Raw genomic sequence first — 25,614 nt, forward strand, 5'->3', positions numbered from 1 at the left:
CACCGCAGGACCTCTGCTCGTTCCAATCTAACGATCCCGGGCGGCAAAAGGACCCGGCCGGCGGCGCGCCGGTTCCCCCGCTCCGGCGCGCCGCGGACGCTCAGAACCGCACCGGCAGCGCCAGCAGCCCCCGGGCCCGCAGCGAGGGTCGGCGGCGCAGCGCCCCGGCAGGCCCGTCCAGCGCCAGCGCGGGGAACCGGCGCAGCAGCGTGGCCAGCGCGATCTCGCCCTCCAGCCGGGCCAGCGGCGCGCCCAGGCAGTAGTGGATGCCGTGGCCCAGGGTCACCTGGCCGCTCTCGGGGCGCCGCAGGTCGAGCACCTCCGGGCCGGCGAAGTGCGCCGGGTCGCGGTTGGCCGAGGCGATCGAGAGCAGCACGGTCTCACCGGCCGGCACCCGCACCCCGCCGATCTCCACGTCCTCCCGCGTGAAGCGCCGGATGGCCAAGGGCGTCGGGCCGTCGAACCGGGCCAGTTCGGCCACCGCCGGGCCGATCAGCCCCGGGTCGGCGCGCAGCGCGGCCAGCTGCTCGGGGTGCTCCAGCAGGGCGAGCACGCCGTTGCCGATCAGGTGGACGGTGTTCTCGTAGCCGGCGAAGAGGACCAGGAAGGCCAGCGAGGTCAGCTCGTCCTCGCTGAGCCGGTCCTCCCGGTCGCGGACCGCGGTCAGCGCCGAGAGCAGGTCGTCGCCGGGCTCGGCCCGCTTGTGCGCGATCAGCTCGGTGAAGAACCGCAGCATCGCGCCGACCGCCGCCCTGGCCGCCTCGGGCCGCGCCGGGTCGGGGCTGATCAGGGTGTCCGTCCAGCCGCGGAAGTCGCGCCGGTCGGCCACCGGCACGCCGAGCAGGTCGCAGATCACCGTGATCGGCAGCGGCGCGGCGTAGTCGGCGATCAGTTCGGCACGGCCGGCCGGCTCGACGACGTCCAGCAACTCGTCGGCGAGCCGTTGCACGGGCTCGCGCATCTGCTCGATCCGCCGGGGCGTGAAGGCCTGGCCGACCAGCCGACGGATCCGGGTGTGGTCCGGCGGGTCCATGTTGAGCAGGTTGGCGTCGAGCGCGGGCGGCAGCGCGAGGCCGCGGTAGTTCCCCGGCCGGGCGTGCCGCTTGTCGAGCGAGAGGCGGGGGTCGGCGAGTGCCCGGCGGACGTCCTCGTAGCGGGTGACCAGCCAGAACGGCAGCCCGTCGGAACCGGTCATCCGGTGCACCGGGCCGCGCCGGCGCAGCTCGGCGTAGCCGGTGTGGGGGTCCGCTGTCAGGCGGGCCGGATCCATCACTGAGGTCGGGTCAGAAGCCATGCGCGTCAGCCTACGGGCCGGTCCCGGGCGATCACGTTGGCCAGCGGTTCGCCCAGGACGAACCGGTTCAGCTGGGCGCCGATCAGCCGGCGGGTGCGGGGCAGGAAGGCCGAGGAGCTGCCGCCGACGTGCGGTGTGATCAGCACACCGGGAGCGTGCCAGAGCGGGTGACCGGCCGGCAGCGGCTCCGGGTCGGTGACGTCCAGCGCGGCGCGCAACCGGCCGGCGGTCAGCTCGGCCAGCAGCGCCCCGGTGTCCACCACCGGACCGCGGGCCACGTTCACCAGCAGCGCGTCGTCCCGCATCGCGGCCAGGAACCCGGCGTCGACCAGCCCCCGGGTCTGCTCCGAGAGCGGCACCGCGAGGATCACCACGTCCGCCGTCGGGAGCAGGCGGGGCAGCGCCGCCAGCCCGTGCACCGGACCGTGCACGGCCTCCCGCGGCGTCCGGGCCACCCGCAGCACCTCGCACTCGAAGGGCCGCAGCCGCTCCTCGATCGCCGCGCCGACCGAGCCGTACCCGACGAGCAGCACCGTGCGGTCGGCCAGTGCCGGGTAGAAGCCGGCCAGCCACTGCTCGGCGTCCTGGCCCCGGACGAAGCCGGGCACCCCGCGCAGCGCGGCCAGCGTCAGGGTGAGCGCCAGCTCGGCGGTGGAGGCGTCGTGCACCCCGCGCGCGTTGCAGAGCAGCACCCCGTCCGGGACGTGCGGCAGGATGTCGTCGACCCCGGCGGTCTGGGTGAGCACCGCCCGCAGCGCGGGCATCGCGGGCAGCAGCGGCAGCACCGGGCGGGTGTTCATGTAGGGGACGACCAGCAGCTCGATCCGGGCCAGCAGCCCGGGCGGCGGCGGGCCCGGCCGGCCGTCGCAGGCGCTCCCGTCGAAGAGGTGCGGCTCCAGCCCGGCGGGCAGCCCCGGGATCTCCCGCGCCGAGTAGGGAAGCAGCACGGCAGGGACGTTCTCAGCGCTCATGGGCAATGAATCTACCGAGCGCGTTTGGCCGTGTCGCAGGCACTCCGTAGCATTCCTGGGGTAATCGGGCGGGGATCAGCGAACAAGGAAGCAGCGGACAGGCATGACGGCGAGCGAGGAGCGACAGACCATCGAGGCGACACGAGAGGTTCCGGCGAGCGACGGCCCGGAGGGCGGGCTCGGCCCCGGGATCGATCCGGAACGGCTGCGGTTCTGCCTCGACGTCCTCGACGAGCTGGACGCGCTGCCGATCGACCACCCGGACGCGATCACCATCCGCAAGGCGGTGGCCGGGATATTCCGGACCGTGAAGCAGCGCCGCCGCCAGGAGGTGCGGGCCGCCAAGACCGCGAACGACCGCGCCGTGACCGCGGCCACCGCGACCGGCGCCCCCGGCCGGATCGACGACGAGACGGCGGGCGCGTTCGGCCTCACCACCGAGACCACCACCGAGATCGCCGGCATCCTGCAGCGCCCGCGCTCCTGCTACGTCTGCAAGACCCGGTACGTCGAGGTGGACGCCTTCTACCACCAGCTCTGCCAGCCCTGCGCGAAGTCCAACCGGGCCCGCCGGGACGCGCGCACCGACCTGACCGGCCGCCGCGCGCTGCTCACCGGCGGCCGGGCGAAGATCGGCATGTACATCGCGCTGCGACTGCTGCGCGACGGGGCGCACACCACGATCACCACCCGGTTCCCCAACGACGCGATCCGCCGCTTCAAGGAGATGCCGGACAGCGCCGAGTGGCTGCACCGCCTGAAGATCGTCGGGATCGACCTGCGCGACCCGGCCCAGGTGGTCGCGCTGGCCGACTCGGTGGCGGCCGACGGCCCGCTGGACATCCTGATCAACAACGCCGCGCAGACCGTGCGCCGCTCCCCCGCCGCCTACGCCGAGCTGGTCGCCGCCGAGTCCGCGCCGCTGCCGGCCGGCGCGCTGCCCGCCGCCGAGGTGATCGGCAGCTTCGGCAGCGGCAGCGTGGACCGGCCCGCGCTGCCGGGGCAGGCGAGCGGTGAGCGCGAGCTGCTCAGCGCGCAGGAGGTCACCGCGCTGGCCCTGGTCACCGGCTCGGCCTCGCCGGAGCGGATCGCCGCCGGCACCGCGATCGACGCCGGCGGCCTGGTGCCGGACCTGGCGGCGACCAACAGCTGGGTGCAGACCGTCTCCGAGGTGGGCCCGGTCGAGCTGCTCGAGGTCCAGCTCTGCAACTCGATCGCGCCGTTCATCCTGATCAGCCGGCTGCGGCCGGCGATGGCGGCGGCCGCGGCCCGGCGCAAGTACGTGGTGAACGTCTCCGCGATGGAGGGCCAGTTCAGCCGCGGCTACAAGGGTGCCGGTCACCCGCACACCAACATGGCCAAGGCCGCGCTCAACATGCTCACCCGGACCAGCGCGCAGGAGATGCTGCAGACCGACGGCATCCTGATGACCGCCGTGGACACCGGCTGGATCACCGACGAGCGCCCGCACCCCGACAAGATGCGGCTCGCCGACGAGGGCTTCCACGCCCCGCTGGACCTGGTGGACGGCGCGGCGCGGGTCTACGACCCGATCGTCCGTGGCGAGCAGGGGGAGGACCTCCACGGGTGCTTCCTCAAGGACTTCGCGCCCTCGCCGTGGTGAGCCGCCAACCGGCCGGCGCGCCGCTGATCGGTGCCGGCGTGATCGTGCCGAGCGGCCGCGGCGGAGTGCTGCTCGGCCGGCGGACCACCGCCGGGGAGCCGCCGACCTGGAGCCTGCCGGGCGGCAAGGTGGACCACCCGGGCGAGTCCTTCGAGCGGGCGGCGGCCCGCGAGCTGGCCGAGGAGACCGGCATCGTGCTGCCGGCGGAGCGGATGCGGGTGCTCGGGGTGGTGCTCGACCACCTGGACGGCCGGCCCCGGCTCACCGCGGCCGTGCTGGCCCCGCCCAGCGACGCACCCGCCGAGGTCACCGAGCCGCATGCCTGCGCCGGCTGGGAGCGGTTCGCGCTGGACGCGCTGCCGGGCCCGATGTTCGGTCCGTCCGCGTGGGTGCTGTCGTACTGGCTCCCCGGCGCACCGCCGCTCCCGCCCGGCGTGCACGGCTATCCGCTCGCCTGACGCGACCCGTCCGAAGTGACGGGAATCCGCCGGGGCGGGAATCCGCCGGGACGGGACTCTGGCGGGACGGGAAAGGGTCCCCGGGCTGTGCAGCCCGGGGACCCTTTCCGTTCACCGCACTCAGCCGAGGATCGCGATGGCCTCGTTGAGGGTCTTCGACGGACGCATCACGGCCGCCGCCTTGGCGGGGACGGGCTGGTAGTAGCCGCCGATCTCGGCCGGCGAGCCCTGGACCGCGATCAGCTCGTCGACGATGGTCCGCTCCTGCTCGGCCAGCGTCTTGGCGAGACCCGCGAAGGCCGTGGCCAGCTGGGCGTCGTCGGTCTGCTTGGCCAGCTCCTGGGCCCAGTACAGGGCCAGGTAGAAGTGGCTGCCGCGGTTGTCGATGCCACCGAGGCGACGGCTCGGCGACTTGTTCTCCTCCAGGAAGGTGCCGGTCGCGCGGTCGAGCGTGTCGGCGAGCACCTGCGCCCGCGCGTTGCCCCTGGTCTGCGCCAGGTGCTCGAAGCTGGCCGCGAGGGCGAAGAACTCGCCCAGGCTGTCCCAGCGCAGGTAGTTCTCCTTGAGGAGCTGCTGGACGTGCTTGGGCGCGGAACCGCCGGCGCCGGTCTCGAACAGGCCGCCGCCGTTGATCAGCGGGACGACCGAGAGCATCTTGGCGCTGGTGCCGAGCTCCAGGATCGGGAACAGGTCGGTCAGGTAGTCGCGCAGCACGTTGCCGGTGACCGAGATGGTGTTCTCACCGCGGCGGATGCGCTCCAGCGAGAACGCGGTCGCCTTCTCCGGCGAGAGGATCTCGATCCGCAGGCCCTCGGTGTCGTGCTCGGGCAGGTAGGCCTTGACCTTGGCGATCAGGTTGGCGTCGTGCGCGCGGCTCTCGTCCAGCCAGAACACCGCCGGGTCGCCGGTGGCACGGGCCCGGGTGACGGCGAGCTTGACCCAGTCGCGGATCGGCACGTCCTTGGTCTGGCAGGCGCGGAACACGTCGCCGGCGCTGACCGGCTGCTCCAGCACGACGTCGCCGGCGGCGTCGACCAGCCGGACGGTGCCGTCGGCCGGGATCTCGAAGGTCTTGTCGTGGCTGCCGTACTCCTCGGCCGCCTGCGCCATCAGACCGACGTTGGGCACCGAGCCCATGGTGGCCGGGTCGAAGGCGCCGTGCGCGCGGCAGTCGTCGATGACGACCTGGTAGACGCCGGCGTAGCTGCTGTCCGGCAGGACGGCCAGGGTGTCGGCCTCCTTGCCGTCCGGGCCCCACATGTGGCCGGAGGTGCGGATCATGGCCGGCATCGAGGCGTCGACGATGACGTCGCTCGGCACGTGCAGGTTGGTGATGCCGCGGTCGGAGTCGACCATCGCCAGGGCCGGGCCCTCGGCCAGCTCGGCGTCGAAGGAGGCCTTGATCGCCGCGCCCTCGGGCAGCGCGTCCAGGCCGTCGAGGATGGCGCCGAGGCCGTTGTTCGGGTTCAGGCCGGCGGCGGCGAGGGTCTCGCCGTACTGGGCGAAGGTCTTCGGGAAGAAGGCACGCACCACGTGGCCGAAGATGATCGGGTCGGAGACCTTCATCATGGTGGCCTTGAGGTGCACCGAGAACAGCACGCCCTCGGCCTTGGCCCGGGCGACCTGGGCGGCGAGGAACTCGCGCAGCGCCGCGACGTGCATCACGGAGGCGTCCACGACCTCGCCGGCGAGCACCGGCACCGACTCGCGCAGCACGGTGGTGCTGCCGTCCTGGCCCACCAGCTCGATCCGCAGCGCGCCGTCCTCGGCGATCACCGCGGACTTCTCGCTGGTGCGGAAGTCACCGGCGCTCATGTGGGCGACGTTGGTCTTGGAGTCGGAGCTCCAGGCGCCCATCCGGTGCGGGTGGGTCTGGGCGTACTTCTTGACCGAGGCGGGGGCGCGACGGTCGGAGTTGCCCTCGCGGAGCACCGGGTTGACGGCGCTGCCCTTGACCTTGTCGTAGCGCGCCCGGACGTCCTTGTCCTGGTCGGTCTTCGGGTCGTCCGGGTAGTCCGGCAGCGCGTAGCCCGCGTACTGCAGCTCCGCGATCGCGGCCTTGAGCTGCGGGATGGAGGCCGAGATGTTCGGCAGCTTGATGATGTTGGCCTCGGGGGTCTTGGCCAGCTCACCCAGCTCGGCCAGGGCGTCGGGGATGCGCTGGCCCTCCTCCAGGAAGTCGGGGAAGCTCGCGATGATGCGCCCGGCGAGGGAGATGTCGCGGGTCTCCACGCTGACACCCGCCGTCGAGGCGTAGGCCTGGATCACGGGCAGCAGGGAATACGTTGCCAGGGCCGGGGCCTCGTCAGTGTGCGTATAGATGATGGTCGAGTCAGTCACCGGGGTCTCCGCTTCACGTCTACAACGTCTCGACATCAAGATATCTCGTGATCGCCCCTCCTCGACACCAACCCCTGCACCGGACCGGCGAGTCGGAGTTGTTCGAATTTGAACCTCAGGGTACTGTCGCATTGTGGTTCGAATTTGAACCACTACGTCGAGCCAGCCCGGCCCGCAGGCACGACAACGCCAACACCCCTGTCATTGGAGAGACTTGAGGATGTCCTCGCTCAACTCGGACCGCACCTCGAACGGCACCCCCGGCCAGGACGTCGGCCTGCTGGTGCTCCGGCTCGCCGTCGGCCTCACCCTGGCCGCCCACGGCAGCCAGATCCTCGGCTGGATCAGCGGCAGCGGCCTGGACGCCACCGGCCGGTTCTTCACCATGAGCGGCTATCCGTCCGGCCGCGCCATGGCCGTGGTGGCGGGCCTCGGCGAACTCCTCGGCGGCCTGGGACTGGCGGCCGGCCTGCTCACCCCGCTCGCGGCCGCCGCCGTCGTCGGCACCATGGTCAACGCCGTGGCCGTGAAGTGGAACGGCGGGTTCTTCGCCCCGCAGGGCATCGAGTACGAGCTGCTGCTGACCGCGGGCGCCGCCGCGCTCGCCCTCACCGGCCCGGGCCGACTGGCCGCGGATCGCCTGCTCCCCGGCCTCCGCTCGCACCGCACGGCCTACGGCGTCGCCGCCCTGGCACTGGCCCTGGCCTCGGCGGCGGTGATCCTCGCCCTGCGCAGGTAACCGCACCGGCGCCGTTGTCGGCCGGAATCGTGTCCATCGATCGAGTGACGAGGGCGGCTCGGCCGGACCCGGACGTGGCAGGCTGTCACGCGACAGTTACCGGGGGTACGGAGGGGCGGGGAGATGAACGGTCACGGCGGCGGCCACCACCACGGGGGGCACGGGGGCCACGGGGGGCATGGGGGCCATGGGGGGCACGGGGGGCACGGGGGGCACGGCGGCCACCACCACGGTGGCCACGACCGTCACCACGACGGCGACCGACGCCGCCGGGAGGACCTCTGGGCCTTCGGCCCGGGACGAGGCGGCTGGGGGCGGCGGCGCGGCTGTCTGGGCATGATGCTCGGCCTGACGGCGCTCCTCGCACTGCTGCTCAGCGCGCACTGACGACCGGACAGCGCTCGGGCGAAAGCCCCTCGGATCGCCTCCGGTCTGCCGACGACGGCCCTCCCGCTCCTCGGCGCCCCGTACTCGGCGGCCTCCTCGCCCAGCACGCAGACCGCGCAGCGCCACCCGCAACCTGCTGATCGCCACGGCCCACTGCGCCTCCCCCCGGGCGGCATGCCGTTCGCCCCGGGTCATCGCAGCGGGAAGGCCCCGTACGGCAGTTGACAGGTCACCCAGGCCTACGCCACCGAGGACTGAAGTCAACACCACAACCAGGACCAGGACTTCGCGTTCCTCCGGGTGGCGCCCAACGGCAGCGGGCAGCAGATCGAGGACGTGGGCGGCGACTCCCCCGGTGCCTCCTACGGCGCCTATTTCGACGATACCGTCACGAGCCTGCTGCAGAATGCCACCAAATCCGTTTAGCGCGCATCCACTTCGCGATATTTCGTTCTGGTGTTCGTTGCAGGAATATCTTTCGGGTTATTCGGAATCCCATGGAATTCAAAGGGAACCGACGACCCTTTTAATCACTCCCTCATGACGATTCGTTAGCTTCGGCGAGGTGGTGACTGGCCCCAACTCCGGCCGGCCGTACGGAGCCGGCTGGATTCCGCCCCACCGGGCAATGGGTTCGCCGGACCGGCGACGCACTGTTCGGGGGCGACGGGAACCGCCATGTCACCCGCCCGCAAGCTCATGGGGAGGACAAGGTTCGTGAACACAGCGATGGAGTGGCAGCAGTTGGATCGCTGCCGAACGGTTGACCGGACGGACGGCGTGCCGGGGGGAGGTGCGCTCTGGCCGGTGGTGCCGGCCGCGCCGGCCCGGACGTTGCTCGACGTCATCGAGGGGACCGCCGAGGCCTGGCCCGGCGCGCCGGCGCTGGACGCCGGCGGGGTGGTCCTGAGCTACCGTGAACTGCTGAACGAGGCCGACGAGTTGGCTGCTCGTCTGACCCACGCCGGGGTCGGGGTGGGTGACCGAGTGGGAGTGCGGGTGCCGTCGGGGACGGCCGACCTCTATGTGGCGATCCTGGCGGTGCTGCGGGCGGGGGCCGCGTACGTGCCGGTGGACGCGGACGATCCGGACGAGCGGGCGGAGCTGGTCTGGACCGACGCCGAGGTCCGCGCGGTGGTCGGCGCGGACCGCACGGTGGTTGCGCGCCCCGGTGCGCGTCCCGCGGGACGCCCGGGCCGGCCGGAGCCGACCGACGACGCGTGGATCATCTTCACCTCGGGGACCACCGGACGGCCCAAGGGCGTGGCGGTGACGCACCGTTCGGCGGCGGCGTTCGTGGACGCCGAGGCCCGGCTCTTCCTGCGCGAGGGTCCGCTCGGCGCGGGGGACCGGGTGCTGGCGGGGCTGTCGGTGGCGTTCGACGCGTCGTGCGAGGAGATCTGGCTGGCCTGGCGGCACGGCGCCTGCCTGGTGCCCGCGCCGCGGTCGTTGGTGCGGGCGGGCACCGACCTCGGGCCGTGGCTGGTCGAGCGTGGGATCACGGTGGTGTCCACCGTGCCGACGCTGGCGGCGCTCTGGCCGCGGGAGTGCCTGGAGCGGGTGCGGCTGCTGATCCTCGGCGGCGAGGCCTGCCCCGCCGAGCTGGTCGAGCGACTGGCCCGCCCCGGACGCGAGTTGTGGAACACCTACGGTCCCACCGAGACCACGGTGGTGGCGTGCGCGGCCCTGCTCACCCCGGGCGGGCCGGTGCGGATCGGCGCGCCGCTGGACGGCTGGGAGCTGGCGGTCGTCGACGACCAGGGCCGGCCGGTGGGTTGGCACGGGACCGGTGAGCTGCTGATCGGCGGGGTGGGCACCGCGCGCTACCTGGATCCGGTCAAGGACGCGGAGAAGTTCGGCGCCGAGCGCTGCCTGCGCAGCCCGCGGGTGTACCGCAGCGGCGACCTGGTCCGAGCCGACCCGGAGGGCCTGGTCTTCGTGGGGCGGGCCGACGAGCAGGTCAAACTCGCCGGACGGCGGATCGAGTTGGGCGAGGTCGACGCCGCGCTGCAGGCGCTGCCGGGCGTGCGCGCGGCGGCCGCGGCGGTGCGCGACACCCCGGCCGGCGGCCAGGTGCTGGTCGGCTACCTGGTCCTGGACGCCGCGCGGGCCGCCTTCGACACCGCCGCGGCGCGGGCCCGGCTGCTGGAGCGGCTGCCGCGGTCGTTGGTGCCGGTGCTGGCCGTGGTGGCGGACCTGCCCACCAAGACCTCCGGCAAGGTGGACCGCGCCGCGCTGCCCTGGCCGCTGGCGGAGACCGGCCGGGGGGCGGCGCCCGACGGGCCGCGGCTCTCCGGCACCGCCGGCTGGCTCGCCGAACGCTGGCAGGAGCTGCTCGGCCTGCCGGTCACCGGCGACAGCGACTTCTTCTCGCTCGGCGGCACCAGCCTGGCCGCCGCCAGACTCGTCTCCGTGCTGCGGACCCGCTACCCGTCGGTGTCGGTCGCCGACCTCTACGCACACCCGGGCCTGCTCGACCTGGCGGCGCGCCTGGACGCGACCGGCGTCGCGGCCGGCGAGGAGCGCCGGGTGCGGCCCGTGCCGCGCCGCGCCGGTGCGCTCCAACTCCTGCTGCTGGCCATGCTGTTCACCGTCAGCGGGCTGCGCTGGGTGCTGGCGCTGGCCGCCCTCGACAACCTGGCCGGGCCGCTGCCCTGGGCCCCGCACACCTCCTGGTGGGTGGTGCTGGGCGGCCTGGCGCTGCTGGCGAGCGGGCCCGGCCGGCTGCTGATCGGCGCGGGGTCGGCCCGGCTGCTCACCGCCGGGCTGCGGCCCGGTTCGTACCCCCGGGGCGGCTCGGTGCACCTGCGGCTCTGGGCGGCCGAGCGGGTGGTGGCGATGTTCAACCTGGCCTCGCTGCTGGGGACGCCGCTGGCCCGGCGCTACGCCCGTGCGCTGGGCTGCCGGGTCGGGGCCGGCGCGGAGCTGCACGCCGCGCCGCCGGTCACCGGCCTGGCCCGGTTCGGCGCCGGCTGCTCGGTCGAGCCCGAGGCGGACCTGGCCGGCTGGTGGCTGGAGGGCGACGTGCTGCACGTCGGCGCGATCGAGGTCGGCGCCGGGGCCCGGATCGGTACCCGCGCCATGCTGATGCCCGGCGCCCGGGTGGGCGAGGGGGCGGAGGTGGCCGCCGGGTCCTGCGTGCTGGGCGAGGTGCCCGCCCACGAGAGCTGGCACGGCTCGCCGGCCCGGGCGACCGGCGACCCGGCACCGGCCGGCGAGAACCGGCCGGGACCCGAGGACCGCCGCTCCCGCCGCTGGGACCTCGCGTACGCGCTCGCGCTGCCCGGCCTGGGCCTGGTCCCGCTGCTCGCCGCCGTGCCCGCGCTGGCGATCTGCTTCCCGGCGGTCGAGCACACCCGGACCCTGGGCGCCGCGACGGTCCAGCTGTTGGCGTACACCCCGGCGCTGACCGTGCTGACGCTGGCCTGCTACGCGGCCCTGACCGCCCTGCTGGTCCGGCTGTTCAGCATCCCGCTCACCCCCGGTGACCACCCGGCACAGGGCAGGGTCGCCTTCTGCGCCTGGCTGGTGAACCGGCTGATGAACACCGCGCGCGGCTCGCTCTTCCCGCTCTACGCGAGCCTCTTCACGCCGGTCTGGCTGCGGCTGCTGGGCGCGAGGGTGGGCCGGCGGGTGGAGGCCTCCACCGTGCTCGCGCTGCCCACGCTGACCCGGGTGGACGACGGCGCGTTCCTCGCGGACGACACCCTGGTGGCCCCCTTCGAGGTGCGCGGCGGCCGGCTGCGGCTCGGGGCCGCGCGGATCGGCCGGCGGGCCTTCGTCGGCAACTCGGGCATCGTCGGCCCCGGCCGGGAGCTGCCCGACCATGCCCTGGTGGGCGTGCTGGCGGACGCCCCCGCGCACGCCGAGCCGGGCTCGTCCTGGCTGGGGCGGCCGGGCATCGCGCTGCCCCGGGTCGCGGACGCCGTCGACGCGAGCCGCACCTACGACCCGCCGCGCCGGCTGGTGCTGGCCCGGGCCGGCGTGGAGCTGTGCCGGCTGCTGCCGGCGGTGGCCGGCGCGGTGCTGGGCGACCTGGTCTTCGCGGCCCTGCAGGAGACGCTGGTCATGCGCGGCCCGGGCGGCGCGGCGCTGCTGGCCGGGGTGGTGCTGCTCGCCGCCGGTGTGCTCGCCTGCCTGGTCACCACGCTGGCGAAGTGGCTGCTGGTGGGCCGGTTCCGGGTGGGCGAGCACCCGCTCTGGTCCGGCTTCGTGTGGCGCAACGAGCTGTACGACACCTTCGTCGAGACGCTGGCCATGCCCTGGCTGGGCAGCTCGCTGATCGGCACCCCGCTGCTCAACCTCTGGCTGCGCAGCCTCGGGGCCCGGATCGGGCGCGGCGTGTGGTGCGAGACGCACTGGCTGCCGGAGACCGACCTGGTCCGGGTGGAGGCGGCGGCCAGCGTCAACCGGGGTTGCGTGCTGCAGACCCACCTCTTCCACGACCGGCTGATGCGTCTGGACCAGGTCCGGCTGGGCGAGGGCGCCGCGCTGGGCCCGCACTCCATCGCGCTGCCCGGCTCCGCGATCGGCGCGGGGACCACGGTCGGGGCGTCGTCGCTGGTGATGCGCGGCGAGGAGATGCCGGCGGGGACCAGCTGGACGGGGAACCCGGTGGCGACCTGGTCGTCGCCGGAGCCGGCCTCACTCCGTCGGCCTAGTCACAGCGTGGCGTGACCCGGGCTCGGCGAGCCCGGGAGCGGCGGGACCGGCGGGCTGCCGGCCCGCCGCTCCCGGCGTTCGGGCTGCCGGCCCCCCGGTTACATTGGAGGCAGGCCCGGCCGTGCGTGCGCGGGCCGTACGGTCGGGGATGGCGCGAGAGACCGCCGGAGGCCTCCATGCCCAACTACGGGTGGCAGTTGCGCGAAGTCCGCGCGGGCGGTGACGGGATCGTGCTGCTGAGGTTTCCGCCGCCCACCAGGAGCGAACTTCGCCGGTCTCCCGACGACTTCGCCACCTTCCTGGTCGAGCGGTACCTGCAGCAGGCGACCCGGCGCGGAGAGTCACTGCCGGAGCGCCTGATCGCCACGGTGTGGGACGCGGACGATCCCTCCGCCACCACGACCGGCGAGGCCGAGTGGCCGTAGCCGGCGCTCAGCGCACGGCGACCAGGACGCAGCTGTCGCCGTACCGCCACACCTCACCGACCTCACGGAAGCCGGCCTCCCGGAGCAGCTCCTGGTGCTGGAGCACCGACAGTCCGTTGCCCTCTCCGCTGGTCGGGGCCGCCTTCGCCGACCGCTCGGCCAGCAGGTCCGCGAACTCGGGCACCTGGCGGGCGGCGGCCCACCAAGCGGCCCAGTCCTCCGCGGGGACCGGCCCCTGCCGCCCCGCCCGCCGGTGGCCGACCGTGGCGGCGAGCGACGCGAGGACCGGCTCCGGCGGGGCCAGGTGGTCCCCGTTGACCAGCACGCCGCCGGGTCGGAGCACGGCCGCGAGCTCGCGGTAGATCTCCAGCAGGCGCTCCGGTGCCGGGTAGTGCAGCGCGGTGGTGGAGACGGCCGCGTCGACCGGGCGGTCCAGCTCCAGCACGTCGAGCCAGCCGTCCGCCCCGATCAACGCCTCGACGAAGCGCGCCGCGTCCGGGGCGTTGGTACGACCCAGTTCCAGCAGGAGCGGGTCGACGTCCACGGCGACCAGGTGCGCGTGCGGCAGCCGGGCGGCGATCCGGACCGCGAGCGATCCCGGCCCGCTGCCCAGGTCGAGGACCAGGGGCCGCTCCTGGCGGCCCGTCACCCACTCCACCACGTCGGCGATCACCGTGAACCGCTCCTCGCGGTCGACCGCGTACCGCTCCTGCTGGCGCTCCCAGCGCTCGACCCAGGTCTCGGCCAGCGCCATGCTCACGCCCATCCATGCCCCTTTCACCACCACGGGTCTCACCACCGAGGGTCTGGGCGCACACTCTAGTCCATAAATGGAAACGAAAATCGTTTCGATGAAGTCCGGGTCGCCGCCCGGGTCCGGTCAGAGCGCGTCGAGCACCCCCAGCAGCCGATCGATCTCCTCCGGGGTGTTGTAGACGTGCAGGCTCACCCGTACCGAGTCCTCCTGCTCGCCGGCCCGGGCCTGGCAGTGGCTGTCGGCACGGACCAGGAAGCCGTGCGTGGACAGGACGAAGCCGAGGTCGTTGGCGCTCGTCCCGTGGCGCCGGAAGCTCACGATGCCGTGCCGCTGCTGCACCGGCGAGTCCACCGCCAGGCTCAGCTGGCAGCCGAGCAGTTCGTAGCCGGGCAGCCGGCGCAGGCCGTCGGTGAGACGGGCGGCCAGGGCGACCGTCCAGCGCTCGATCCGGGCCGGGGCGGCGGCGTCCAGCCAGTCGAGGGCCGCCACCAGGCTGACGATCCCGCTGGTGTTCGGGGTGCCGGCCCAGCCGCCGGGGGCGAACTCCGGGCCCCGGGTGTTGCGGGCCCAGATCGCCCCGATGCCGGGCAGGGCCATCGCCTTGTGGCCGGAGAACACCACGAAGTCCACGTCCAGGGTGCCGACGTCGACCGGCAGGTGACCGACGCTCTGCGCGGCGTCCAGGCAGATCGGCACGGAGGGGCCGACCGCCTGACGGATCCGGTGCACGTTCAGGTCGCCGCCGTAGACGTGGTGCACATGGGTGGCGGCCACGAACGCGGTCCGCTCACCGACCAGTTCGGCCAGCCGGGCCGGATCGTAGTCGTGCGAGGAGGCCTGGTACGGCATCTCCCGGACGGTGACCCGCACCCCCTGGGCGGCGAGCAGCCGCTGTGCCTCCAGCCAGGGCTGCGCGTTCGCCTGGTGGTCGGCGAACGGCACGATGATCTCGTCCCCGGCGGTCAGGTGCTCCGTGAGCCAGTCCCGGGCCACCGTGCGCAGGCCCTCGCTCGCACCGCTGACGAAGTGGACCGCCGACCGGTCCGGGGCCGGGTCACCGAGGAACGCGGCGACCCGCTCCCGGGCCTGGGCCACCAGCGCGGTGGTCCGGTTGGCCCACGGGTAACTGCCGCGGCCCGCATTGGCGTTCGCCGTGGTCAGGTAGGTCCGCACGGCGTCCAGGACGGCCCTCGGCTTCTGCGCGGTCGCGGCGCTGTCCAGGTAGGCGAGTTCCGGACTGGCCGTGATGATCGGGAACTGGGCGCGCAACTCCGCGTTCCAGTCCTCGAGTTCCTTGAACACCGACTGCACGGCCGGCCCCTCAGTCACTCACCAGCGGGGCACCGGCGTCCCGCCAGCCGATGATGCCGCCGGCCAGGCTGCGCGCGTCGCGGTGTCCCATCCGGGTGAGCAGCGCGGCGTACCGCTGCGACTGCTCCCCCACCGGGCAGGCCAGCAGGACGGGTTGTTGCCGGCCGAACGGCAGCCCGCCGTGCAGGAGTTCCTCGAAGAGCTGGTCCACGATGTTGATCGAGCCCTCGATGTGCAGCGCCGCGTAGGCGAACGGGCCGCGCAGGTCGACCACCAGCGGGCGCTCGGCGGCGATCCACTTCCGGGCCCGCTCGACGTCGACGACGGTGGCGGCGGCGACTTCCGCCGTGGCGAGGTCAGCGGCCGAGTTGGCCCGCGGTGGCTGGTTGAACAGCTCGGGACGGCGTCGGCGGATGTAGCTGAGGTAGCTCTCGACCCGGTCGCAGACGATGAACACGGCCGTCCGGCGCTCGGTCGACTCGGCGTCGAACCGCCGCAGATGGCGCACCGCGCCGTAGTAGGCGCCGCCGCCGGTCGGGCCGGCCAGCAGGCCGCAGCGGCGGATCAGGGTCAGCATGCCGTCGATCGCCTCGTCGGCGGTGACGGCCTCGATGCCGTCGTAACCGGCGGGGTCGAACAGCCCGACCTCGTGCAGCTCGTCGATGGTCCGGATGCCCGGAATGAAGTCGGACTTGTGGGCCACCAGTCCGAGCACGTCCACCCCGGGATCACGCTCGCGCAGCGCGGTGGCCACCCCGGTGGAGGAGCCGGCCGTGCCGACGCAGGCGATGAAGTGGTCGGGGGCGCGGCCGTCCAGGTCGCGCAGGATCTCCGGACCGGTCCCGGTCAGATGCGCCTCGGTGTTGAGCGCGCTGTAGTACTGGTCGGTGTGCAGGTAACCGGTCTCCGCCGTGGAGAGCATCCGGTGGATCCGGGTGAGCGGGTCGTCGGTGTTGGTGGGGTCCAAACACTCGGCCTGGCCGGGGAGTTCCTCGATCTCCGCACCGAGCAGGAGCAACAGGTCCTTGATCTCCGGGATCCTCATCCGGTTGGTCACGCTGCGGAACGGCAGGCCGTGCATGCCGGCGATCGCGGCGAGTGCCTTCGCGGTGTTGCCGCTGGACAGCTCCACGATGGTGTCGCCGCGTTCGGTCGCGACGGCCAGCCGGTCGCGGGTCATGTGCCACGCGGCGCGGTCCTTCACCGAGCCGAACGGGTTGAGCATCTCCAACTTGGCGTACAGGTCGATGTTCCGCAGCCCGTGCACGGCCGGGTCGATCCGGACCAGTGGCGTGTCGCCGATCGCCTCGGTGATGCTGTCGTATCTCAACTCTGTTCCCCCGTAGCGAAGATGGGCCAGTACTGGGTGTCGAGCCACCAGCGCCACGACCCGTCGGCCCGGTCGACGGCCACCGTGCGGGCGACCGGCTGGCGCATCGCGTGGTGCGCGCCGAAGTCCATGCAGTAGCCCGCGGTGTTGGCGAACGCCAACAGGTCGCCGGGTGCCGGCAGGCCGGGCAGGAAGACCATCCGACGGGTAATCAGATCGCTTTCCAGGCAGAGGTTTCCGGCCAGGTAGACGCCGACCGGGCCGGTTTTCGGCACTCCGCCGTCCCGTGGCACGAGCAGCGGGTCCATCAGTACTCCGTGCGCCTCGAGGCCGATGTCGCCGGCGTTCAGTCCGAGGCGCACCAGCGGATCGCCCTCCGGGGTCCGCCTGACCTCCAGCACCGTCGCCAGCACCGCACCGCACTGGTCGACCAGCGCACGGCCCGGCTCGATGGCCAGGTCGTAGAGGTTCTCCAGCAGCAGCGTGGCCAACGGCCGCCCCAGCGTGGGAGCCTGGGACGAGAGCAACTCGTCGAGGTACCGCTCGGCGGCGACCGGCCGGTGGGCCGGGTAGAGCCCGAGGGTGCCCCGGAGGGTGCCGGACTCGCCGCGCAGCCCGTAGCCGTGGCCCTGCCAGGTCAGCGCGGGCCGCCGGCCCAGCACCGCGTTCGCCAGCTCGCTGGTGTAGCGCTCCCACTGCTCGGGGTGCGCCAGGTAGTTGACGCCGAAGCCGCCGCCGATGTCGATCACCCGAGGACGCAGCCCGCGTCGCCGGCACTCGTTCATCGCCCTGACGCAGGCCTCCAGCGCGACCGCCTTCTCCGGCAGGCCCACGGTGTCCAGGTGGTACCCGACACCGACCAGCTCGGTGGTGTCGCGATGACCCTCCACCGCGTCCAGCAGGTCGTCCAACTCGGCCGGCCGGGTGCCGAACCGGCTCGGCCGGGTGAGCACCGTCGCGCCCGGACCCTGGAAGCCCGAGAGCCGCAGCGTGATCCGGGCCGGGGGCAGCGCGTGCTTGCGGACCAGGGCGGCCAGCGCCTCCAACTCCCCACGGGAGTCGATGTTGACGAGGACACCGGTGCGGGCGGCCAGCCAGAGGAACTCCGGGGTCTTCGGACCGGTCGCCGTGATCCGGTCCGGGGCGAGGCCGGCACCGAGCCCGTGCCGCAGCTCGGCCAGCGATCCGACGTCCAGTCCGGCTTCGCTCGCCGCGAGTTGCCGGACCAGCGCGCTCGACCGGTTCGCCTTGTGCGCGAAGAGGATGCCGCCGGACAGGCGGTGCTTCCGGTAGATCGCGCGGAACCGGGCCACGTTCTCGGCGAGTTGCGCCGGCAGGAGCAGGTTGAGCGGGGAGCCCAGGGCGTCGACCAGGGAGTGCAGGAGGTCCGCGGACCGCAGCAACGCGCCGAGTCGCGGCTCCAGACGCGGCTCCAGGTAGAGCGGCGATGCTTCCATCCGACGTGACCCCCGACTCTCGCGCGAGACCCCGCCCGCCACGGTAGCCGCTCTCATCGAGCGAAAACAGGCCGCACACCGCGCACCCCCTCGCGGCCCCGTGGGCACGGCTACCCGAGCGGCACGGCGTCCCGGCTCAGGAAGGCCAACCGGGCCCGCTTCTCCGGCAGTTCGATCTCCGGTCCGAGGACGAACCCGGACCGGAGCAGCCGGGCGATCGCCTTGTCGTTGCGGGCGTCGGGTTCGACCACGATCCGCCGCCGGGCCGGGTCGGCCAGCACGAAGCCGAGGAACACCGCGATCAGCGTCTCGCTGAAGCCGCGCCGGGATTCCCCGCTGCACGGGCCGATCAACAGGTGGACGCCGAAGTCACCGGGCTGGACGTCGTAGTACTCCCCCACCGGATCGGCCTCCGGCTGGTAGGTCTGGAAGAGCGCGACCGGCCGGCCGTCCCGCCACAGCAGGTACGCGTGGTGCGTGTCGAGCGAGTCGAGGTAGGCGTAGATCTCGTGCACCCGGGCCCGGTCGGCGTCCAGCATGCCCCAGAAGCGGGCCCGTTCCTGGGTGACCCAGGAGTGCAGCAGGTCGAGGTCGGCCACCGGGTCGACCGGGACGATCCGGACGGTGCCGAAGCCGTCCACCGTCCGCTCGTACACGGCCCGGCGCGCGGGGGACTCAGCGGTGGTCATCCTGCTCCTTGGTGAGGCGGGTCCAGTCGGTGATCACGGGGATCAGCTCCCCGCGCAGCCAGTACGGCAGTTGGTCGCGCCGGTGGGTGTCGCCGGGCCGGCCGGAGGCACCGAAGGGCACCACCCACCCGCTGTCGTCACGCCGGTCGAGGTCCCAGACGTAGCGGGCGGCCGGGCCGCGGGCGCTGCGGTCGGTGAGGCCGGGGATGCTGGAGGTCGCCAGCACGCAGTCGTGGTCGCCGGCCAGCTCGGGCCAGTGCTCCTCCGGCCCGGTGGGCCAGGCCCGCCAGGGCGCGAGCCGGTGCCGCTCACCCCACCGGACGGTCGGCGGGCCGTCCGCGGCCAGCTCCTCGACGGCGCCGGCGAGCAGCTCGGTCCGGTCCGGCTCGGACAGCAGGCCGCCGGTGAGCACCCCGTTCAGCGCGTACCCGATCCGCGGCAGCAGCGCCAGCCACGGCTGGAAGAGCTCGGGGTACGGGTTCGGCTCGGCCAGCCGGGCCAGCTCCGGGCGCGCGGCCAGTCGTCGCACCAGCGCGGTCCGCAGCGCGGCGAAGCACGCCGCGTCGGTGCTGTCGGCGGCCATCCGCCGGTCCCAGGCCAGCAGGCGGTCGCGCAACCCGGCGGCCCGCGGGGAGAGCCCGGCCAGGCCGGCCAGCAACGCCAACAGCGGTTCGGCGGCGGCCAGGTGGGTGTCGGTGTGGACGGCCCTCTGGTCCGCGGCCCGCCAGGGCGTCGGCGCGTCCAGCAGCGCGCGGATCCGCTCGGCCCGGTACGGCGGGGCGAACTCGACCCCGAGCGGCTCGGCCAGTCCCCGCTGGTTGGCCATCACCGCGATCCCGTCCACCGCCTCGCGCGGCATCGGCTGCCAGCCCCGCCAGGCGTGCTCGGCCGACCAGGCCGGCACCACCCGCAGGGCGTTGTCGGGGTGGCGCAGCGGCACCGCGCCGGCCACCCGGTGCAGCAGCCCGCCCGCGGTGTCCGCCGCCTGCACCACGTTGACCGGCTCGGCCCAGCGGTCCAGCGCCCGGTCCACGTCGGCCACGGTCCGCGCCCGGAGCAGGGCGGGCAGCGCCTCGAAGCCCAACTCCTCACGCACCCGCGGCGGGTAGCGCAGGCTGAGGGCCGGGCCCGGCCCGTCCGGTCCGCCGATCACCACCGGGCCGCGCTCGGTCTCGATCACCTCGATCCGGACCGGGTCGGCGCCGGCCACCTCGATGGTCTCGGTGTGCACGGCGGCGGGCCGCGGACCGTCCGGGCCGAGCGCCTCCAGCACGCCGTCGGCCCGGCGGCGCAGCCGTTCCCGGTAGAGGTCCTGGTAGTCGGCCATCGCGTTGGTGATCGCCCACGCCACGGTGCCGGTGTGGCCGAAGTGGGCGAGCCCCGGGACGCCCGGGACGGCCAGCCCCACCACGTCGAACTCCGGGCAGGCCAGGTGGACCTGCTGGTAGATGCCCGGGTCCTCGATGAACCGGTGCGGATCGCCGGCGATCAGCGCGGCGCCGCTCGCGGTCCGCTCGCCGGCGATCAGCCAACCGTTGCTACCGGCGGTGCCGGGGCCGTCGGTGGCGAACAGCCCGATCCGGTCGGGGCCGAGCCGGCCGGCGACCTCCTCGCGCCAGAGCTTGCCGGGGAAGCCGGCGAAGAGGATGTGCGTGGAGAGCCAGACCGCCAACGGGGTCCATGCCTGCCAGCGACCGGGGTTGAGCCCGCTGGCGGCGAACTCCGGGGCTCGGTGGGCGGTTTCGGCCAGGCCCGCGTTGACCCCCGCGACAAAGGCGGTGACCCAGGCGGCGGTCGGCGCGTCCAAGCGGTCGAAGCAGCGCCGGGCGGTGTCCGCCAGTCGGGCCCGTCGGGCGAAGGTGTCCCAGCCGAGCGCCTCGGCTCCCAGGAAGGCGGCGGTGGTTCCCAGCGCGCGGTGCCGCTCGACCTCGATCTGCCAGGCCCGGTCGACGGCGGCGTTGCGCCCCTGGGCGAAGGCGAGTTCGTTCGCACTGTCGGCGCGCAGGTGCGGGATGCCCCAGGCGTCCCGGTAGGTCTCGATGCTCACACCGGCTCCTGGTGCCGAAGGCGTCGGCGGGCCGCCGGCACCACCAGCGGGGTGCCGGTCTCCGGGTCGTCGATGACCTGGCACGGGAGCCGGAAGACCTCCTCTACCAACTCGGCGGTGACGGTCTCGGCCGGTGGCCCGGCCGCCACCACCCGCCCGTCGCGCATCGCGATCAGGTGGGTGGCGTAGCGGGCGGCGTGGTTGAGGTCGTGCAGCACGGCCACCAGGGTGCGGCCCTGCTCCTCGTGCAGCCGGGCGCACAGGTCGAGGACCTCGATCTGGTGGGTGATGTCGAGGTAGGTGGTCGGCTCGTCGAGCAGCAGCAGTGGGGTCTGTTGGGCGAGCGCCATGGCGATCCACACCCGCTGCCGCTGGCCGCCGGACAGCTCGTCGACCAGGCGGTCGGCCAGGTCGGCGACCCCGGTGGCGGCCATCGACTCGGCGACCACCCGCTCGTCCTCGGGCGACCACTGGCGGAGCAGGCCCTGGTGCGGGTAGCGACCGCGGGCGACCAGCTCGGCCACCGTGATCCCATCCGGCGCGACCGACGTCTGGGGCAGCAGGCCGAGGGTGCGGGCGAGCCGCTTGGCCGGCAGCGCGGCGATGTCCTGACCGTCCAGCAGGACGCTGCCGCGCACCGGCTTCAGCATCCGGGCGAGCGCGCGCAGCAGGGTGGACTTGCCGCAGGCGTTCGGCCCGACGATGACGGTGAACGAGCGGTCCGGGATGGCAACGGTCAGTTCCTCCGCGATGATCCGCCGGTCGTAGCCGAGGGTCAGCCCCCGGCCCTTCAGTCGGAACCCGTCGGGCACCCGGGACTGCTCGGGCTCGTGCATCTGTCCTCCGTCGTCGGCCGCGGCTGCGCCGCGGGTGGTCGAGTCGCTCATATCCGGCCCGCCTTCCGTTCGGTGGCGAGCAGCCACACCAGATAACCGCCGCCCAGCACACCGGTCACCACGCCGACCGGCAACTCGTGTCCGGGAACCGCCCGTTGGGCGACCCAGTCGGCGGCGACCAGGAACGCCGCGCCGAGCAACGCCGAGGGCAGCAGGTTCGGCCCGGGCGCCCTGGTCAGCCGGCGGGCCACCTGCGGCGCGGTGAGCGCGACGAAGGAGACCGGGCCGGCCGCCGCGGCGGCGAAGGAGGCCAGCAGCACCGCGGCGGTCAGCAGCACCAGCCGCAGCCGCTCGACCGGCACGCCGAGGGCGTACGCCGTGTCGTCCCCCAGCTCGATCATCCGCAGCGCGGGCCCGCAGCAGAGCACCACCGGGACCAGCACGGCCAGCGCGACCAGCAGCGGCCCGGCGACCTCCCAGCCACGGCCGTTCAGGCTGCCGGTGAGCCAGAGCATCGCCCGTGCGGCGTCCATCAGTTGGGCCCGGGTCAGCAGGTAGCCGTTGACACCGGTGAGGATCGCCGACACGCCGATGCCCACCAGCACCAGCCGGTAGCCGTGCACCCCGCGCCGCCAGGCCAGCGCGTACACCAGCACACCACTGGCCAACCCGCCGGCCACCGCGCCGCCGGCCAGCGCCAGGCTGCTACCGCCCGCGACCACCACGACCAGCGCCCCGGCCGCCGCGCCCTGGGTGAAGCCGAGCACGTCCGGGCTGCCCAGCGGATTGCGCACCACCGTCTGGAAGACCGCCCCGGCCAGCGCCAGCGCGACGCCGACCAGCAGGGCGGTGACCACCCGGGGCAGTCGCAGCTGTTGGACGATGAACTCGTCGGCGGGTGAGCCGCCGCCGGTGAGCGCGCGCAGCACGTCGGCCGGGGAGATCGGGTAGTCGCCACTGCCCAGCGCCAGCACGGCGAGCAGGGCGGTCAGCAGCGCGCTGCCGCCGGCCACGGCCAGCGCCCGGGGGCGGAAGCGCAGCGAGATCCCACCCGGCAGCCGCAGCACGCCGGTGCTCCGATGCGTTGTCATGCCTGGGCCACCCTTCCGTGGCGGATGACGGCGAGGAAGAACGGCCCGCCGAGCACCGTGGTCACGATCCCCACCTCGAGTTCGCCGGGCCGGCCCAGCACCCGCCCGAGCACGTCCGCGCCCAGCAGCAGCACCGGCGCGAGCAGCGCGCAGTAGGGCAGCAGCCAGCGCAGGTCGGGGCCGGTGAGCGCGCGCACCACGTGCGGCACCAGCAGTCCGACGAAGACGATCGGCCCGCAGGCGGCGGTGGCCGCCCCGCACAGCAGGGTCACCGCGACGATGGCCGCGCCCCGGACCCGACCCGGGTGGGCGCCGAGCGCGCGGGCCGAGTCGTCGCCCAGGGCCAGCGCGTTGAGCGGCCGGGCCAGCGCCAGCGCCAGCACCAGGCCCACCGCGACGAACGGCAGCATCGCGGCCACCGTGCCGGGAGTGGCACCGGCGAGCGAACCGACCGTCCAGAACCGCAGGCGGTCGAGCGCGGTGGTGTTCAGCAGCATCACCGCGCTCACGTAGGAGTAGCAGACCGCGTTGAGCGCCGAGCCGGCCAGCGCGAGGCGGGCCGGGGTGGCGCCACGCCCGCCGCCCACCGCGTACACCAGGACCGACACCACCGCGGCGCCGGCCAGCGCGAACCAGACGTAGCCGGCGAAGGTGGCCACGCCCAGGAACGAGGCGGCGGTGGCGGCGGCGGCCGAAGCGCCGGCGTTGATGCCGAGCAGGCCGGGGTCGGCGAGCGGATTGCGGGTCAGCGCCTGCATCACGCCGCCGGCCAGGCCCAGCGCGATGCCGGCCACCAGGCCGAGCAGGGTGCGTGGCAGCCGCATCTGGTGCACCACCGGGTAGCTGGCGGCGCTCCGGTCGAGCAGGCCGTGCCAGACCTCGCCGAGCGAGAGCTCCTTCGCCCCCACCCCGATGCTGAGCGCGAGCACGAGCAGCAGGAGCAGCAGGGAGCCGGCGAGGCCCGCGACCCGGCCCGCGACCCGGCTCCCCGGGGGCCGACCGCGTGGCGGCGGTGCGGCCGCCAGCTCGGTGGTGGCCGGTGAGCTGCGGGTGACGGACACGGTGGCTCCAGGGCGGCCGAGGAGCGGGCAGTCGCCCCCTCTGGACAGTTACTTAGGATAGGTTAGCCTAACTTCCGCCGCGGGCATCACCCCGCTTTTCGCGCACCCTGTGAGAGTGAGAGACCGTCATGCCACTGTTCAGAAACACCACTTCGCTCTCCCGGCGCGGTCTGCTCGCCGCGGGCGGCGTCGCCGGGCTCGGCGCGGTCCTCGCCGCCTGTGGCAAGCACGGTGGCTCGACCGCCACGTCCGCCCCGGCCGCGGGCCACTCGAGCGGCGGCCCCTGGTCCTTCACCGACGACCGCAAGACCACGGTGACCACGAAGAGCACCCCCAGCCGGATCGTCGCCTTCACCGGCACCGCGGCGGCCCTGGTCGACTTCGGCATCGACCAGCAGATCGTCGGCGTCTTCGGCGAGACCAAGCTCGCCAATGGCCAGGCCGACCCGCAGGCCGGTGACCTCGACGTGAACAAGGTGACCATCATCGGCAACGCCTACGGCGACTTCGACATCGAGAAGTACGCGGCCCTGCGCCCCGACCTGCTGGTCACTCACATGTACGACCCCGGCGCGCTCTGGTACGTGCCGGACGAGAGCAAGGACAAGATCCTCCAGCTCGCGCCGGTGGTCGGGATCACCACCGCCCGGGTCCCGCTGACGACCCCGATCCAGCGCTACGCGGAGCTGGCCCAGTCGCTGGGCACCGACCTGAACGCCAAGAAGGTCACCGACGCCAAGGCCCGCTTCGAGGCCGCCGCGGACGCCGTGCGCCAGGCCGCCCGGGCGAGCGGGGGCCTCAGGGTGATGGCCGCCTCCGGCAGCGCCGACCTGCTCTACGTGTCCAACCCGGGCTACAGCGCCGACCTGATGTACTTCGCCCAGCTCGGAGTCGACCTCGTGGTCCCGGACAAGCTGGACACCGGCGGCTACTACGAGAGCCTCAGCTGGGAGAACGCGAGCAAGTACGCCGCCGACCTGATCCTGCTCGACGACCGCGGCACGGCCCTGCAGCCGAAGGACCTGGCGGCCAAGCCGGCCTGGAGTCAGCTGCCGGCCGTCAAGGCGAACCAGATCACCCCGTGGGACGCGGTGCCCCGGTACTCCTACGCGGGTGCGGCACCGCTGCTGGAACGGCTGGCCAAGGCCGTCCAGAGCGCCAAGAAGGTCAGTTGAGCCGCCGATGAGCAGCGACATCGTCTCCGGGCAGTACCGCTTCTTCGACGCGCGCGTGCTGCGCAGCCGCCGACTGGGACCGACCATGGTGCGGATCACCCTCGGCGGCGAGCAGCTGCGCGCCTTCACCTCGGGCGGCCGGGACCAGAGCTTCTCGCTCTTCCTGCCGCACCCCGGACAGCACGCCCCGGTCCTGCCGGACCGCACCGGGGAGGGCTGGTTCGCCGCCTGGCGGGCGGTGGACGAGTCCGAGCGGGCCGTCATGCGCTCCTACACGATCCGCGCCCAGCGCCGCGAACCGGACGAACTGGACGTGGACTTCGCGCTGCACGGCGATCTCGGCCCGGCCTCCCGGTGGGCGGCCGGGGCCGGGCCCGGTGACCGGGTCGTGCTGCTCGGCCCGGTCATCGAGGACAACCGCAGTGTCGGCTTCCGCCCGCCGGACGACACCGACTGGGTGCTGCTCGCCGCCGACGAGACCGCGCTGCCGGCGGTCGGCGGAATCCTGGAGTGGCTGCCGCCGCACACCCGGGCCCGGGTCTTCGTCGAGGTCCCGAACGCGGCGGACATCCAGGACCTGGACGCCCCCGCCGAGGCGGAGATCACCTGGCTGGTGCGCGAGAGTGCCGCCCCCGGAGTGGACGGCCCGCTGCTGGCCGCGATCCGGGCGGCCGAGCTGCCCGCGGGCACCCCGTACGCCTGGATCGCGGGCGAGTCCGGCGCGGTCCGGGCGCTGCGCCGGCACCTGGTCGGCGAGCGCGGATTCGACCGCCGCCTGGTGGGGTTCTCCGGGTACTGGCGGCTCGGCACCTCCGAGGAGCAGTTGCTCGCGGAGAAGCTGGCCGCGGCCACCGGTTGACGACCCGGCCCCGGGGTGCTGGTGGTCCGCTCTTCGTGGAGGGCACCGACCTCAGGGAACTTAGGTTAGGCTAACCTTAGTTCCCCGATCGGCTCCGACTC

20 protein-coding genes are annotated in these 25,614 nt (G+C 73.8%); 8 read left to right on the forward strand and 12 right to left on the reverse strand.

From position 1 onward, the window contains the following. Positions 1-100 precede the first annotated feature (100 nt). Both ACIGXM_RS20440 and ACIGXM_RS20445 read right to left on the reverse strand, forming a co-directional pair. Positions 101-1,294 (reverse strand): cytochrome P450, encoded by a 1,194-nt coding sequence (locus tag ACIGXM_RS20440; RefSeq protein WP_396562815.1) that lies wholly within the window; start codon positions 1,292-1,294, stop codon positions 101-103. Between the two features lie 5 nt (positions 1,295-1,299). Then, positions 1,300-2,265, reverse strand: a complete 966-nt coding sequence (locus ACIGXM_RS20445; RefSeq protein ID WP_396562817.1) for a 2-hydroxyacid dehydrogenase — start codon at positions 2,263-2,265, stop codon at positions 1,300-1,302. A 103-nt stretch (positions 2,266-2,368) separates the two neighbouring features. On the opposite strand from ACIGXM_RS20445, the gene ACIGXM_RS20450 reads away from it, so the two are divergent. Both ACIGXM_RS20450 and ACIGXM_RS20455 read left to right on the forward strand, forming a co-directional pair. After that, positions 2,369-3,889, forward strand: a complete 1,521-nt coding sequence (locus tag ACIGXM_RS20450; protein WP_396562819.1) for an SDR family NAD(P)-dependent oxidoreductase — start codon at positions 2,369-2,371, stop codon at positions 3,887-3,889. Continuing rightward, positions 3,886-4,347, forward strand: a complete 462-nt coding sequence (locus ACIGXM_RS20455; RefSeq protein WP_396562821.1) for an NUDIX hydrolase — start codon at positions 3,886-3,888, stop codon at positions 4,345-4,347. The genes ACIGXM_RS20450 and ACIGXM_RS20455 overlap by 4 nt, the downstream gene beginning before the upstream one ends. Before the next feature lie 120 nt (positions 4,348-4,467). On the opposite strand, the gene ACIGXM_RS20460 is transcribed toward ACIGXM_RS20455, so the two are convergent. Then, entirely contained in the window at positions 4,468-6,687 is a 2,220-nt protein-coding gene (locus ACIGXM_RS20460; RefSeq protein WP_396562823.1) for an NADP-dependent isocitrate dehydrogenase, read from the reverse strand. A gap of 220 nt (positions 6,688-6,907) precedes the next feature. Here ACIGXM_RS20460 and ACIGXM_RS20465 point away from each other — a divergent pair, with 220 nt between their 5' ends. The 4 genes from ACIGXM_RS20465 to ACIGXM_RS20480 all read left to right on the forward strand — a co-directional run bounded on the left by ACIGXM_RS20465 (position 6,908) and on the right by ACIGXM_RS20480 (position 12,900). Continuing rightward, a complete protein-coding gene (locus tag ACIGXM_RS20465; protein ID WP_396562825.1) occupies positions 6,908-7,426 on the forward strand; it encodes a DoxX family protein in 519 nt (172 codons plus the stop codon). Positions 7,427-8,113: 687 nt separating this feature from the next. Next, positions 8,114-8,239, forward strand: a complete 126-nt coding sequence (locus ACIGXM_RS20470; RefSeq protein WP_396562827.1) for a hypothetical protein — start codon at positions 8,114-8,116, stop codon at positions 8,237-8,239. Positions 8,240-8,542: 303 nt separating this feature from the next. Next, entirely contained in the window at positions 8,543-12,490 is a 3,948-nt protein-coding gene (locus ACIGXM_RS20475; protein ID WP_396563106.1) for a Pls/PosA family non-ribosomal peptide synthetase, read from the forward strand. 161 nt (positions 12,491-12,651) lie between these two features. After that, positions 12,652-12,900 carry a hypothetical protein gene (locus ACIGXM_RS20480; protein ID WP_396562829.1) on the forward strand — a complete coding sequence of 83 codons (249 nt, stop codon included), beginning with the start codon at positions 12,652-12,654 and terminating at the stop codon, positions 12,898-12,900. Between the two features lie 7 nt (positions 12,901-12,907). On the opposite strand, the gene ACIGXM_RS20485 is transcribed toward ACIGXM_RS20480, so the two are convergent. From ACIGXM_RS20485 to ACIGXM_RS20525, 9 genes are all read right to left on the reverse strand, one after another. Next, a complete protein-coding gene (locus ACIGXM_RS20485) occupies positions 12,908-13,666 on the reverse strand; it encodes a class I SAM-dependent methyltransferase (protein WP_396562831.1) in 759 nt (252 codons plus the stop codon). A 114-nt stretch (positions 13,667-13,780) separates the two neighbouring features. Continuing rightward, the gene (locus ACIGXM_RS20490) at positions 13,781-14,968 is read right to left on the reverse strand and encodes an aminotransferase class V-fold PLP-dependent enzyme (protein WP_396562832.1); all 1,188 of its coding nucleotides are present in this window, start codon (positions 14,966-14,968) and stop codon (positions 13,781-13,783) included. A 10-nt stretch (positions 14,969-14,978) separates the two neighbouring features. Further along, positions 14,979-16,298 carry a pyridoxal-phosphate dependent enzyme gene (locus ACIGXM_RS20495; RefSeq protein WP_396562834.1) on the reverse strand — a complete coding sequence of 440 codons (1,320 nt, stop codon included), beginning with the start codon at positions 16,296-16,298 and terminating at the stop codon, positions 14,979-14,981. After that, a complete protein-coding gene (locus tag ACIGXM_RS20500) occupies positions 16,295-17,755 on the reverse strand; it encodes a Y4yA family PLP-dependent enzyme (protein ID WP_396562836.1) in 1,461 nt (486 codons plus the stop codon). Before ACIGXM_RS20500 ends, ACIGXM_RS20495 begins: the two co-directional genes overlap by 4 nt. Positions 17,756-17,865: 110 nt before the next feature. Next, positions 17,866-18,444, reverse strand: a complete 579-nt coding sequence (locus tag ACIGXM_RS20505) for a GNAT family N-acetyltransferase (protein WP_396562838.1) — start codon at positions 18,442-18,444, stop codon at positions 17,866-17,868. Next, positions 18,431-20,491 carry a penicillin acylase family protein gene (locus ACIGXM_RS20510; RefSeq protein ID WP_396562840.1) on the reverse strand — a complete coding sequence of 687 codons (2,061 nt, stop codon included), beginning with the start codon at positions 20,489-20,491 and terminating at the stop codon, positions 18,431-18,433. Before ACIGXM_RS20510 ends, ACIGXM_RS20505 begins: the two co-directional genes overlap by 14 nt. Next, on the reverse strand, positions 20,488-21,327 hold the full coding sequence (locus ACIGXM_RS20515; RefSeq protein WP_396563108.1) for an ABC transporter ATP-binding protein: 840 nt from the start codon (positions 21,325-21,327) through the stop codon (positions 20,488-20,490). The genes ACIGXM_RS20510 and ACIGXM_RS20515 overlap by 4 nt, the downstream gene beginning before the upstream one ends. Positions 21,328-21,374: 47 nt before the next feature. After that, positions 21,375-22,418, reverse strand: a complete 1,044-nt coding sequence (locus ACIGXM_RS20520) for a FecCD family ABC transporter permease (protein WP_396562842.1) — start codon at positions 22,416-22,418, stop codon at positions 21,375-21,377. Then, positions 22,415-23,479 (reverse strand): FecCD family ABC transporter permease, encoded by a 1,065-nt coding sequence (locus ACIGXM_RS20525; RefSeq protein WP_396562844.1) that lies wholly within the window; start codon positions 23,477-23,479, stop codon positions 22,415-22,417. Before ACIGXM_RS20525 ends, ACIGXM_RS20520 begins: the two co-directional genes overlap by 4 nt. Before the next feature lie 128 nt (positions 23,480-23,607). Here ACIGXM_RS20525 and ACIGXM_RS20530 point away from each other — a divergent pair, with 128 nt between their 5' ends. Together ACIGXM_RS20530 and ACIGXM_RS20535 are read left to right on the forward strand one after the other, a co-directional pair. After that, positions 23,608-24,654 carry an ABC transporter substrate-binding protein gene (locus ACIGXM_RS20530; RefSeq protein WP_396562846.1) on the forward strand — a complete coding sequence of 349 codons (1,047 nt, stop codon included), beginning with the start codon at positions 23,608-23,610 and terminating at the stop codon, positions 24,652-24,654. 7 nt (positions 24,655-24,661) lie between these two features. Next, positions 24,662-25,513 carry a siderophore-interacting protein gene (locus ACIGXM_RS20535; RefSeq protein WP_396562848.1) on the forward strand — a complete coding sequence of 284 codons (852 nt, stop codon included), beginning with the start codon at positions 24,662-24,664 and terminating at the stop codon, positions 25,511-25,513. Positions 25,514-25,614 lie beyond the last annotated feature (101 nt).

Source organism: Kitasatospora sp. NPDC052896 (assembly GCF_044547075.1).
Classification (GTDB): domain Bacteria; phylum Actinomycetota; class Actinomycetes; order Streptomycetales; family Streptomycetaceae; genus Kitasatospora.

What these genes read in the sequence shown, in the direction of transcription:
- ACIGXM_RS20485 (WP_396562831.1), bottom strand. Translation starts at nt 13,666, where the DNA reads ATGGGCGTGAGCATGGCGCTGGCCGAGACCTGGGTCGAGCGCTGGGAG.
- ACIGXM_RS20500 (WP_396562836.1), bottom strand. Translation starts at nt 17,755, where the DNA reads ATGGAAGCATCGCCGCTCTACCTGGAGCCGCGTCTGGAGCCGCGACTC.
- ACIGXM_RS20450 (WP_396562819.1), top strand. Translation starts at nt 2,369, where the DNA reads ATGACGGCGAGCGAGGAGCGACAGACCATCGAGGCGACACGAGAGGTT.
- ACIGXM_RS20445 (WP_396562817.1), bottom strand. Translation starts at nt 2,265, where the DNA reads ATGAGCGCTGAGAACGTCCCTGCCGTGCTGCTTCCCTACTCGGCGCGG.
- ACIGXM_RS20475 (WP_396563106.1), top strand. Translation starts at nt 8,543, where the DNA reads ATGGAGTGGCAGCAGTTGGATCGCTGCCGAACGGTTGACCGGACGGAC.
- ACIGXM_RS20465 (WP_396562825.1), top strand. Translation starts at nt 6,908, where the DNA reads ATGTCCTCGCTCAACTCGGACCGCACCTCGAACGGCACCCCCGGCCAG.
- ACIGXM_RS20535 (WP_396562848.1), top strand. Translation starts at nt 24,662, where the DNA reads ATGAGCAGCGACATCGTCTCCGGGCAGTACCGCTTCTTCGACGCGCGC.
- ACIGXM_RS20505 (WP_396562838.1), bottom strand. Translation starts at nt 18,444, where the DNA reads ATGACCACCGCTGAGTCCCCCGCGCGCCGGGCCGTGTACGAGCGGACG.
- ACIGXM_RS20530 (WP_396562846.1), top strand. Translation starts at nt 23,608, where the DNA reads ATGCCACTGTTCAGAAACACCACTTCGCTCTCCCGGCGCGGTCTGCTC.
- ACIGXM_RS20515 (WP_396563108.1), bottom strand. Translation starts at nt 21,327, where the DNA reads ATGCACGAGCCCGAGCAGTCCCGGGTGCCCGACGGGTTCCGACTGAAG.
- ACIGXM_RS20440 (WP_396562815.1), bottom strand. Translation starts at nt 1,294, where the DNA reads ATGGCTTCTGACCCGACCTCAGTGATGGATCCGGCCCGCCTGACAGCG.
- ACIGXM_RS20520 (WP_396562842.1), bottom strand. Translation starts at nt 22,418, where the DNA reads ATGACAACGCATCGGAGCACCGGCGTGCTGCGGCTGCCGGGTGGGATC.
- ACIGXM_RS20480 (WP_396562829.1), top strand. Translation starts at nt 12,652, where the DNA reads ATGCCCAACTACGGGTGGCAGTTGCGCGAAGTCCGCGCGGGCGGTGAC.